Annotated in this window: 9 protein-coding genes; 4 read left to right on the top strand and 5 right to left on the bottom strand. The window is 53.7% G+C overall.

What is annotated here, in order from left to right:
* Nucleotides 1–29: 29 nt before the first annotated feature.
* The gene (locus JNO48_14010) at nt 30–1,073 is read right to left on the bottom strand and encodes a substrate-binding domain-containing protein (GenBank protein QTE68277.1); all 1,044 of its coding nucleotides are present in this window, start codon (nt 1,071–1,073) and stop codon (nt 30–32) included.
* Nucleotides 1,074–1,110: 37 nt separating this feature from the next.
* Nucleotides 1,111–3,168: a leucine-rich repeat domain-containing protein gene (locus tag JNO48_14005; GenBank protein ID QTE68276.1), complete on the bottom strand. Its 2,058-nt coding sequence runs from the start codon at nt 3,166–3,168 to the stop codon at nt 1,111–1,113.
* Between the two features lie 164 nt (nt 3,169–3,332).
* Here JNO48_14005 and JNO48_14000 point away from each other — a divergent pair, with 164 nt between their 5' ends.
* Both JNO48_14000 and JNO48_13995 read left to right on the top strand, forming a co-directional pair.
* Nucleotides 3,333–4,511, top strand: coding sequence for a hypothetical protein (locus tag JNO48_14000; GenBank protein QTE68275.1), 1,179 nt, complete (start codon nt 3,333–3,335; stop codon nt 4,509–4,511).
* 32 nt (nt 4,512–4,543) lie between these two features.
* Entirely contained in the window at nt 4,544–5,329 is a 786-nt protein-coding gene (locus JNO48_13995; protein QTE68274.1) for an HAD family phosphatase, read from the top strand.
* Nucleotides 5,330–5,469: 140 nt separating this feature from the next.
* Here the strand turns inward: JNO48_13995 and JNO48_13990 are convergent, their stop codons facing one another.
* Nucleotides 5,470–6,393, bottom strand: a complete 924-nt coding sequence (locus JNO48_13990; GenBank protein ID QTE68273.1) for a magnesium transporter CorA — start codon at nt 6,391–6,393, stop codon at nt 5,470–5,472.
* Between the two features lie 212 nt (nt 6,394–6,605).
* On the opposite strand from JNO48_13990, the gene JNO48_13985 reads away from it, so the two are divergent.
* Nucleotides 6,606–8,102 (top strand): Na+/H+ antiporter NhaC family protein, encoded by a 1,497-nt coding sequence (locus tag JNO48_13985; protein QTE69779.1) that lies wholly within the window; start codon nt 6,606–6,608, stop codon nt 8,100–8,102.
* Nucleotides 8,103–8,178: 76 nt separating this feature from the next.
* On the opposite strand, the gene JNO48_13980 is transcribed toward JNO48_13985, so the two are convergent.
* Nucleotides 8,179–9,231, bottom strand: a complete 1,053-nt coding sequence (locus JNO48_13980; protein QTE68272.1) for a hypothetical protein — start codon at nt 9,229–9,231, stop codon at nt 8,179–8,181.
* A 257-nt stretch (nt 9,232–9,488) separates the two neighbouring features.
* On the opposite strand from JNO48_13980, the gene JNO48_13975 reads away from it, so the two are divergent.
* Nucleotides 9,489–10,598, top strand: coding sequence for a hypothetical protein (locus JNO48_13975; protein ID QTE68271.1), 1,110 nt, complete (start codon nt 9,489–9,491; stop codon nt 10,596–10,598).
* 44 nt (nt 10,599–10,642) lie between these two features.
* On the opposite strand, the gene JNO48_13970 is transcribed toward JNO48_13975, so the two are convergent.
* Nucleotides 10,643–12,058 (bottom strand): aldehyde dehydrogenase family protein, encoded by a 1,416-nt coding sequence (locus JNO48_13970; GenBank protein ID QTE69778.1) that lies wholly within the window; start codon nt 12,056–12,058, stop codon nt 10,643–10,645.
* Nucleotides 12,059–12,081: the final 23 nt, after the last annotated feature.

Below are 12,081 nucleotides of genomic sequence, written 5' to 3'. Positions count from 1 at the left end.
GATCCCGGGGCCCGTATGTTTCTGTCTTATTATCTCAGCGGCACATATCCGGCCTGCCGGATACAGGCCTGGCCGTCATCGCTGATCATCCAGTTCACGAACTTCTCCGCGTTTTCGTTTCCCTTCTCATATACCGCGTAATAATACACGGTGAACGGATAGGTGCCGTTCTGCAGGTTCTCGTCCGTCGGAGCAGCTCCGTCTACTGTCAGCACCTTTACGTCGCCGCTTTTGTACAGGCCGTTGACATAATACAGATAGCTGTATCCGATCGCCTCCCGGGCATTGTCATAACTGCCGACCTGGGCAATCAGATCCGACATCCCGTCAGATATCAAACTGACTTCTGCCGCGGTCAGGTTCCATCCCTGCATCACCAGCTCTTCCATGGCAGTCTGGCTTCCGGATCCGTGAGGCCGCTGGTATGCGGCGATCGGAAGTGCCTCCTCGCCGCCCACTTCATCCCACAGCCGGATCGTACCGGAATAGATCTGCCGGATCTGGTCTGCAGTTAGTTCATCCACCGGATTTTCACTGTTGACCAGGAATACAAATGCGTCATAGCACACCGGAACCATCACCAGTTCCTTGCCTGCATCATCGGCTGCTTTGCGTTCATCGGCGTTCGGACCGGTGCCGATCACGATGTCAATCGGGTGCGTGTCATCCATCATGATCCCCCTGGAAGCAATCGTCACGGTGGGATTGGCCTTTCCTTCCGTCAGCCGGTCGTAGGCGTTCGGTGTCGTGGAAAAGTTCACAAACCCATTCAGGTCCTCCTCCGCCAGGTCCAGCCACTGCCGGGCCACTTCCATCGCCAGCGGCACGCAGACCGTGCTGCCGTCCATGGACGGATAGGTTCCCCAGTCTCCGATATACAGGCCTTCCTGGCCTTCCATCGGCTTCGGTTCGCCCAGCTGGAACTCCTCAGGGTTCTGTACGATACGCTTCCAGTTTTCTCCCCGTTCCAGGCTCTGGTTGATCTGTCCCCAGGATCCCTGTGCCGTCGCCGCTGCCGGAATCAGCAGTGCCAATGCAGTGATCACGCAAATCAGCTTTTTCATTTTCTTCATTTTCTGAGTCCTCTTTTCTGCTTTCTCCAGGCCGTATTTACGGCTCTTCCTCCACAATCTTCAGTTCGTCCCGGATCACCCATCCGGTTCCGTACGCGGTTTCAACCTTCATCCAGTTTCCGTTTTCCTCCAGAACCTTGGCCTGGGTTTCAATATACAGGTGGTTGATCTTCATTCCGCCCGGCGCGTCCATCAGCGCTGCGGAATCTTCTTCCGGCACGATGATGCCATACTTATGCCCATCCCCTTTTTTCTCCCGGAAGAGGTTGACCTCATCCATATCCAGGCTGATATCTTCCAGGTATGTGCCATTTTCCATCAGGGAGAATACAGCCTTCCGGTTCCAGATCATATAATAGGTGATATTCCTTTTTCCGTTGTCAGTCCATTTTGCCGGATCCTTCGGTACCGCTTCCACGATACTGAAGAATATATCACCCGCGTCGTTCCGGAAGTTTTTCAGGTCAAACCAGCGGTCTTCGCCCAGTGTTCCCCGGCCGTCCTTGATCTCATACACATACTCCGCCGGTCCGCCGACCCGCTCCTGATCCTTCGTTTCATTGCCGGTGGAAGCCGCGTAAACCGTCACATTTCCTCTGCCATCCTCGTTATCCAGTCGGACCTGATAGCTGCGGAACGTTTCACCGAATTCCAGCTCCCACTCTTCCTTTTCCTTCGGTTTCGGATAGGTAGCCCAGTTGTCTCCATGAAATGCGTCTGTAAAATCCTCATGCTTTACCCAGTCATCCAGTTGGGCTGAAAGCCCGTTCGGCAGGCTCAGCCGCTCCAGGCTGACACAGTGGGCAAATGCATTGGGAGCCAGCTCCTTTACCGTCAGCGGTACCGTCATGCTCAGCAGGTTTCCGCAGTCGGCAAAAGCGTATTCCCCGATCTTTTTCAGCCCGATCGGCAGAGAAATGGATTTCAGGCAGATCTCCATCCCATTGTCAGTAAAAGCACGTGCAGCTATTTCTTCCGTGCCGGCCGGCACGTCATAATGTTCATTCTTCCGGCCGCAGGGATACTTCAGCAGTGTCTTCCCGTCCGCGGAAAACAGTACTCCGTCAATATCCCTGTACAGAGGATTGCCTTCCTCCACAGACCAGTTTTCCACCCGCAGGTACTCACCGCCGGGAATATTCCCGGTATAATCCTTATTCAGGATAATCCGGTGAATACGCAGGCTGTAGAATGCTTCAGCAGCTTCCCGGATATTCCCTCCAAAACGGATTTCCTCCAGGGATCCGAAGCAGATTCCCTCCATTCCGATCCTCCGAAGGCTTTCCGGCAGTTTCAGGTATTTTATGTTTCGGGTGTCCGGGGAATACAGATCCAGCGACCTCAGCTGGATTTCCCGCGGCTGTATATACATAACAGTCCGGTATCCTTCATATCCGTTCTCATCGGCAACTCCGTTGCTGGCATAATCATACATCTCACCGATTGCGGTTACACCCTCAGCCACAGTGCAGGTGTCCCCCTCGATATTCAGCAAGGCACCTGAGATATTCTGCACCGCATCAGCCGGAATAAATCCCCACACGGTTTTACCTTCATGCTGGGTTTCGACATACACCCGTTTTTTGTTCTGGTACAGGAACATCCCGATAACCTGTTCCCCGGCCTTCACGCTCCGGATCTTCCGGCTCCCGTTCTGCGGATCATCTGTCAGTGTCACGGTCTTCGTCACCTTCAGGAGCATCCGGTTGAAGTACATGTCTCCGTATTCGGAAGGCCGTACGGCGCCTTCCGGCATCCGGATCCAGCCAATTCGGCGGCTCTTGTCATCCACTTTGTAGTCAGCAAGCCCCCAGGCCCCGTCCTGCAGGGTGCCCAGCAATGTGAATTTTTCGTTCACGCTCACGGAAGCCTTGCCCTTTGCCCCGCGCCAGGCATCATCAAACGGGGCGCTGTACACGGGCAGCTTCGTATCCCTGGACACGTTCAGGTCCTTCCAGTCTACCGTAATCGGCGCGCTGTCGTACGGATCCATCATCCCGGCCAGCTGCTCTGCCCATTCGTCCGCAGGCGCAGCGTTCATAGCCAGCATTGAAGCCAGAACCAGCAGCACAGCTATCCATTTCTTTCCTTTCATGTCGCATCTCCTGTTGACTTTTTTTCACTGTTCCCATTATACCACATTCCTTCTGCTGCACACCTCCGTTCCTTCATTGATTTGACGATTCCGGCCAAAGCCGCTATGATATCCCTGTTGTCTCATTCCCTGTACTCCGGAATGTGAAGAAGGATGGCCTGATAATGCGTAAACTGCTCTGCCTGCTCCTGGTGCTGGCCCTGCTCCCCGTTTCCGCGGCTTTTGCGGATTCACCGGTCTGCTGGCGCTATAAAGTTACTCCCGGGGGAGCCCTCTCCGGTGATGGCCTTCAGGTTGTGCTGGATGTTCTGAACGCCGTACAGCTGGACCTTACTTCACAGAAGGATGGAAACACGCTGCTCGGCAGCGCGGTTTTCCTTACAAAAGGAAAAGATATCCTTTCCGTCCGTGTCCGGGACTCTGCCGGTGAATGCGCGTTTGCCTGTTCCCTTCTGCGCAATAACACCCTGGCTTTCCGCCGGGATCAGCTGGGCAGTGTCCTGCTCAGTCTGGTCCAGTATCTGGGAAATTCCGGAATCCTGAAAAATGAAAACCTTGAGATTGTCCGTTCGGCCGCAAATGCACTGGCCGGGCTCATCGATAACGTTGTCCTGAATATGGATGAATCCGGCTCGGATACCGTTATCGACCTGCAGCCCTATGTGGATTCGCTGAGGGCATTAGCCACCTCCTCGGAGGAAACCGTCCTTCCGCCCGGCAGTCCGGAATGTCCCGGCGCAGTCCGGAAAACCGCCTATCTCCTCAGCGAAGCGGATATGAACGCCCTGTTGGATACCCTGCTCTCCCGTGCACTCGCGGTTCCGGTCATCGGAAGCTATCTGCAGAGCGGCAGCCTGCGGATCGGCCGCCAGCGCATCTCCGCAGATTTCTTCCGGGATCTTTTTGCTTCCCTTCACGGCGAAACCGTCCTGACCATCTGGGAAGGCGCGGACGGAAAGGCAGTCCGGATGGATATCCGGATTCCGGATATTTCCGCGCTCGTGGAAGATCCGGATTTCAGCCGTGTCACCGGCCTGCTGATTGATATTGACCGCAGTGCCCTTTCGCCGGATATCACTTCCAGTATCACCCGGGTGCGTCTGACCGGTCTGGAGCAGGACCTGATCACCATTGCGATGGAAAAAGGCCCCGGACAGGACATCCGCGATCCTGCGGACCGGCAGGTCGTTCATCAGGTCGGAGACATGTCGGATGAGGAATTCAGCCGCCTCTTCAGCGGAATGTACTGGACCATTATGTCCGAAGCGCTGAAACTCGTCCTTTCCCTTCCGGCAAGCGTCTTTAACCTCCTGATGGATAAAGTCTTCAAATCCATCTTCTGATTGTGCAGTCAATAAGGAGTCATACCCCGAACATGCTGTTGTTTTTTGATATTGACGGTACCCTGATCGACAACTCCCACCGTCTGCCCGCTTCTGTTCCTCCCGCCCTGGAAGCAGCCAGCCGCAACGGCCACCTGCTGGTCATCAACACCGGCCGGACCCTCTGCAACATGGACCACAGACTGGACGGCCTGCCGATTGACGGGTTCATTATGGGCTGTGGCACCCGGGTCATCTGGCATGGCCGGACCCTTACCTCCATGGAATATGATCTTTCCGATTCCCTGCGCCTCCTCTCCGTTTTTCGTTCCATGGCGGTCCCCACGGTATATGAGTGTGATACGGCCATGTATTTCGATCCCGTCGCACCGGAAACACCCTTCCTCAGCAGCCTCACCGCCTGGGCAAGGAACCATGGGATATACCGGGAAATCTCAGAATCTGATCCGGAATTTCGCGCGGTGAAAATGCTCTGCCACACGGAAAAGGCTGCGATTGATGAATTGGTCAGCCGTACCGGGTCAATCGGTCTTCCGTATACGGCAATAGACCGGGAAAATGACATTTGGGAAATCATTCCGTCTGGTATCACCAAGGCCACCGGCATGGATTATCTCTGCGATTACCTGGGAATTCCGAATACGGATTGCTTTGCATTCGGGGACAGCCGCAATGACCTGGCGATGCTTACCCATGTTCCGAACAGTATTGCCATGGGGAATTCCCCGCAGGACGTCAGGGATCTGTGCGCTTATGTGACCTCCCGTCCGGAGGAAGACGGGATTGAAAAAGCCCTGCGTCATTTTCATCTCATCTGATATCCGGTTATATAACGGGATAAAAACCAGCCGGCTTCCCGCAGGCTGGTTTTTCTATGCTGCGTTATTCTATTATTCAGCAGTTTCCATTCATTTCCGCTTTTGCCGTCGTTTTCTTCTTCCCGCTCTGCCTCTGAGTGTTACATCCACTTTTTCTTTTTAAACCAGAACAGGCAGAGGATGACAATCAGGATTGATATGGCAATGACGGCCGGATAGCTGAACCGCCATTCCAGTTCGGGCATATAGCGGAAATTCATCCCGTACCACCCTGCAATGAGGGTCAGGGGAAGGAAGATGGAGGTGATCACCGTGAGAACGGTCATAATCCGGTTCTGCTTCACGTCCAGGTGAGACTGGATCAGGTCCCGCAGCTGGGTCACATATTCCCGCTGTCCGGTCACCGTATCCTGCAGGCGGATCACCCGTTCTGTAAACATATGAAAATAGCGAAGATTTTCATCCCGGAAAAAACCGTTTTCGTTTTCTTCCAGTTCCTGTCCAAGGTCAATCAGCTGCTCATAATGAATCCGAAGATCCAGCAGGCTTCCCCGGATATCATTCATCTCTGCGGGATAGCTCTCGATTTCGCCTTTCAGGATATCCTCTTCCAGCTGGTTCAGCCGGTTTTCCGTTTTTTCCAGCAGGGCGAGATCCTGGCCGATCATCATTTCCAGAAGGTCGTACAGGAATCTTTCAAGACTGGGCAGGCGCCACTTTTTCGTGCAGGCAATTGCCTGTACCAGCTTTTCTGCATATCCGCTGTCATCCACCAGCACAATGCCTTTTTCATCCAGGGCAAAAGAGAAGGAATGACGTGTTCCGCTGATATCTGAGCGGTCCGGTATGGAAAAAGAGCCTGTGAGGGAGTCCTGGTTTACCACCGCCTTGGTCTCATGCGGCGGGTTCATCTCCATACCCATATCAATGAGCATATCGAAACATTCCTGGCGCTGCTGCCATTCCCCAGTGGTCAGCACTGCCACATACTGGGTTTCTCCCGCGGCATTTTCCATTTCTCCGGCGAGGCATGGGGTCAGTGACTCTTTGATCAGGTAATACATGGAACCACTCCTGTTCACTTTCCGGTACGGTCATCATCATATCACACTCTCAGGTCTTTTTAAATATTGGCTGTACAGTAAACACCGGCTGAAAAAGCGGTTTTTCTTTTCGGACAGGAATCGGGACAGTTCCCGGCGAATAATATGGTTATGTTTGATCAAATGATTTGAATAATGGAAAAAGAAACGGAAGGGATTATATGGAGTTTACGATGATCCAGACAGGTTGGGTATCCCTGCTGCCGCCGTTGATTGCTATCACGCTGGCACTGCTGACCAAAGAGGTCTACTTTTCCCTGTTCATCGGGCTTTTTTCCGGTATGCTCATCTACAGCTTTGCCGGCGGGGGAACCGTAATCTCTGCCGTTCATACGACATTCGACATGATGTCATCCAAAATTGCTGATAATGCCTATATGATTGTCTTCCTGGCATTGCTGTGGGCGGTGGTGGTCCTGGTTGCAAAGTCGGGCGGAAGTGAAGCTTACGGCCGGTGGGCCGGGAAACGGCTCCGCACCAGGCGTTCCGCGTCCTTCTCCACTTCCCTGCTCGGTGTGCTGATCTTCATTGATGACGGGTTCAACTGCCTTACGGTGGGTACAGTGATGCGTCCCATCACGGACAGACTGAAGATTTCACGGGAGAAGCTGGCATATATTATCGATGCGACTGCCGCGCCGGTCTGCATCATTGCGCCGGTATCCAGCTGGGCTGTAGCGGTAGCCAGCGAGGTCAGCCGTACGGACGGTTTCAGCGTTTTCCTTTCCACCATTCCGTATAACCTGTATGCGCTTCTGACCATCCTGATGGTCCTGTTCATCTGCTGGACCGGACGCGATTTCGGTCCCATGAAAAAGGCAGAAACCGCTGCCGGCGCAGCGGTCCCGGAAGCAGGCAGCAGAACAGAATCCGATGCTGGAGCAGAAGAAGTGAAACCCAAAGGCCGTGTGATCGACCTGGTGCTCCCGATCCTGGTGCTGATCATATGCGCCATCCTGGGAATGGCGTATGTCGGAGGCTTCTTCCGGGGCGTCAGCTTTTCCGAAGCAATCGGTGAAAATCCCACCGCCGGTCTGGCGATGGGGGCGTTTGCCGGGCTGGTTACTGCCTTTGTCCTGTACATTCCCCGCCGGATTATGACGCCAAAGGAATTCATGAACAACATCGTCAGCGGTATATCCAGCATCATTCCCCCGATGCTCATCCTGATTCTTTCCTGGAGCCTGGGCGGTGTCTGCCGTCAGATGATCGGGACCGGTGAATTCATCTCCGGTTTTGTCAGCACAGCCAACCTGCCTTTGGGCTTCCTGCCCTTCCTGGTTTTTGTCATCGCCGCCGCCATGAGTTTTTCCATGGGCACCTCCTGGGGAACTTTCGGAATGCTGATCCCAATTGTCACCATGATCTGTGCGGCAGACGGCGCCGGTTCGCTGCTGGTTCCTGCCCTGGGGGCCACCCTGGCCGGCTCAGTGTACGGCGATCACTGCTCTCCCATCTCTGATACAACAATCCTGGCTTCCACCGGGGCATCCTGCGAACATATCCGGCATGTGGAAACACAGCTTCCGTATGCCACACTTGTGGCGGTCGTGTGCGCAGTCGGATACCTGATTGCCGGTTTTACAAATACCCCGTGGATTGCGCTGGGAGCCTGTGCAGTTCTGCTGGTTGGCGCGCTCCTGATCCTGAACCGTGTAAAAGCAGAATAATGGCTGCTGTACCATATAGAAAAAGCACTTCATCCGAAGTGCTTTTTCTGTTGGATTCAATATCGGCTCAATCACCTTAACGAACATCGGTCACAATGTTCTCGGCAACAGCGGTCAGGTCCAGTCCGTCTACGTCCGGAGCAGTCACAGAAAGGGAATAAGCCGTCTGCCGGGCATCGTCATACCAGATGCAGCGTTCCACCATATCTCCGGTTCCGCTCTGCACCAGGCCGATAAACCCCTTGTTCCCGTTGATTTCAACAGGTTCCTCATATTCCCAGGTGAAATACAGGCCGGAAATATCCTTCACAGAATCCTCCTGCGGTGCCGCGTTCTGGGCACGGAAGCAGAAATCCCCGTCCTTCCAGGTAAACTGCATCTCTGCAATTTCATCCATCCGGTACCACCGGCAGGCTTCCTGTTCCGCCCCTTCCGGCAGGCTCAGCGGCAGGGCGGTAAGTGCTTTCAGCTGATCCGCAGAGATGGTTTCCCATGGGCTCGCAATGGATACAGCGGGGTCTGTCAGGTCACCGACAAACCCGGCATCCAGCTTTTCGCTGTACATAAACCATTTCTGCAGCACAGTTGTATTCTGTGCCTCTGTCCCAAAGGTGTGGGCCCAGAAACGCATCGACTCGGTAAGGGCTTCCAGCGCGGTCCCCGGCTGATACAGCATCAGCTCATCCCCCAGCTCAATCCCGTAGGAGGAAGTGGCCACAAAGCGGATCCCATCCTCGATGGTTTCCTTGTCCGTTTCATCCTTTTGTTTCAGCTCGTCCACATGCAGTTTCCAGGTGCTTCCGTCTTCCTGGGCTGCCGCGGAAAACTTCCCGCTGAATTCGCAGTAATAGACGGTACCGTCCGGATATTCGTCCGCTGTTTCCCCCATCTCGCTGTCGTGGAACACGCCGGTAAATGTGCCGTCCGGCTGAATCTGCAGGTCAGTGGACCAGCCGCCTGCACCGCTGCTGAATGTCCATTCCATTCCTTCAAACCGTGCAAACAGTTTTTCACCGTTTTCCGGAACGGTTCCGGCAGCAAACGCAGCCCCGATTATCAGCATAACCGCCGCCATCATCCACAGCAGCAGGCGAATAAAAGGCTTTCTTCCATTGGGTTTCCTGAACATCTTTTTTACCTCCTTTTGATGTTCTGCCAATATAACGGCAGCAGTTTCCTTTTTCTTCCCTGTTTCTGCAGGATCATATAAAAATGTATTCTATTTATACTGTTATATGTTATAATACGTCCGGCACGGACTTTGTATGTTCATGAAAAATATCCATGGCTATCTTGCACCTGTTGTGCTTTATTCCTTGTGAAGTATAAGGTATGATCGCTTTGGATGGAATGAACATATTTTCATCCGGAATTGGAGGAAAGATGATGAAAAAGGGTGTGCGTTTCCTGGGTACGGGTGTTCTTCGTTTATCCTTGATCCTGTTAACCGCCGCAGGAATGCTTTGCCTGATGCCGGTATGCGCTGCCCTGGCAGATGGTGATTTCTCCAGTGTGGACGGCATTCCCCAGGCCCGGGATTTTGATGTCCGGGTGGACCTGGATATGGGTGTTCCGCGCATCGTAACCAACTATCCGTTTGATGAAACCGGCGCCACCGAAATGCACGTTGAATACCGGCGTGGAAATGACGATGCCGTTGCACTGGATTACAGCGCCAGAAAAGGTACGACAACGGTGGGCGCCTATTACCCCGATATAATCGAAGATCCTTCCCTGGAAGACGTGGGAAAAGGCATTGCGGACGGAAGTTTGACCCAGGGGGAATTCATATACGTCAACACATCCAATTTCAGTGAGGAAGCAGACTGGACTCTGGTTTACTCCACAAAGGAAAACCAGTATGTTTCCTTCACGGAGCAGACTCATGCCCAGGCATATAACGCCATGGGTGACGGCGGCGTTTCGAAAACCGTAAACTATATCAACGGACAGTTTGATGTGCAGTCAGTACTGGTCCGGATCTTCAATGAGAACCTCAATGCGGATCTGATCATTGATCACAACCAAAAAGGATATATTTCCCATGCCTACATTGTCCATTACAGCGATAATAACAGGATTTACAATTATGACCCCGCCACCGGTCTTTTCAGCGGTCATCCCATCACCGACCTTGGTTTTACAGAAGAAGACCTGATGACGGCCCCGCTGGTATCCGATCGGGTCCAGGCTGTCGATACAGTCGAGACGGTGGAAACAGTGGCAGAACCCGAACCCGTCATTGTGGTTCAGGAAGCGAAACCCAATTACGTACCGTATACGATGGGAATCATCGCCGGTGTCGCGATCGGCATGTCCATTTACTATGCGTTCCGCCGCTGGTGGAACCGGAGAAAGGCATCTTCCGGAAACCCGGGTGAAAAACTGGAAGATACGGTCCGGGACCTGGAAATGAATGCCCGGGAAGATGCTGCCGAAACGCCGGCCGATGAATATCAGCCGCAGATCATTCAGTCTTCTTCCGGTAAGCTGTAACGGTAATTCTGTGCAGGGCACCTCCCCGGGGTGCCCTGCATTTTTCATTTCTCAAATGCTTGCAGCATGCGGCGCTTTATGCTTCCATGCTTCGTATAAGGGTGTTCCCGCAGTGGAAGATTGAGGCGGGTGGAACCGGTCAGCGCAGTCGATGGGTGGGTAAATTCCCGGAAACCCCATTTCCCGTGATAAGCTCCCATACCGGAGTGGCCGGTCCCGTTGAACGGAACCCCGCGAACCATCATATGGAGGCATACTTCGTTGATGCAGCCACCGCCATACTGCTGGGAGGACATGACGCGCTGTGCCCATTTTTTGTCCCGGGTGAACAGGTATAAGGCCAGCCCGTGTTCCCGCTCTGCAATCAGTTTCATCAGTTCATCCGCCTCCGCGTCCGGGAATGGCACAACCGGAAGAAGCGGATTGAAAAGCTCATGCCGGACAATGGGCTCATCGGCCCGCACAGGATAGATAATTGTCGGGGCATACCTCCTGGTTTCAAGGTTTCCGTATCCGCCAAACACAATCCGGTCCTGGTACTGTTCCGCCTCTATGGCGCATGTTTTATAAGCTTTTTCTGAAATCAGCTTTGGGTATTCCGGATTCTTTACTGCATCTTCTCCAATCTGTCCGGCAAAAGCGGCTTTCAGCTCACGGATAAACGCATCTGCCACCTCTTCCGCCACAGCCACCTGGTTGATATTGATGCAGATCTGACCGCTGTTCAGCATTTTGAAAAAGGCGATTTTCCGGGCGGCGTCCTTCAGGTCCGCATCCTTCCGGATCACGCACCAGTTGCCGGTCTCCCCGCCCAGTTCCAGCGCCACCGGGGTCAGGTGCTTTGCCGCCATCTCCAGCACATGGACAGCAACCCGGGGAGATCCTGTGTAGAAGATTTTGTCAAATCGTTCTTCCAGGCACAGGTCTGCAATTTCATGTCCGCCGTCGACAACCGTCACATATTCTTCCGGGAAGGTATCGGCGATCAGCCTCTGAAGTGCCCCGGAGCATGCCTTCGATTTGGAGGAAACCTTGAGCACAGCGGTATTTCCGCCGGAAATACTGGCTGCCAGGACACCCAGCGAAAGCAGGATCGGGAAATTGAACGGGCTGATGATCAGCGTCACGCCGTAAGGCATCTTGTATACCCGTGTAACCAGGCTCGGAAAGCAGTGCAAACCGCTGAAATGCCTTTCGGGTTTTGCCCATTTTTTCAGTCCGCGGATGATCTCGTTGATTTCCATGATCGTGGAACCGATATCACAGAAAAAGGCTTCCGTACTGTGCCGGCCGAGATCCTCCCGCAGGGCATCTTCCAGTTCCGTCCTGTGCTCTTCCACAGCATTCCGCAGTTTTTTCAACATCTCAATCCGCTGGGAAACCGGCAGGGTTTTGCCGGATCGGAAATACTCCCGCTGCTGCTCAACCGTTCCATGGATACGTTCCCGGGTCCATTCCATCTTCTTCACCTCGCATCCCATAA

The sequence above is a fragment of the Clostridiales bacterium genome (assembly GCA_017569285.1).
Taxonomy (GTDB): domain Bacteria; phylum Bacillota; class Clostridia; order Christensenellales; family Aristaeellaceae; genus Aristaeella.
This window is presented reverse-complemented; position numbering and strand designations above follow the sequence as displayed.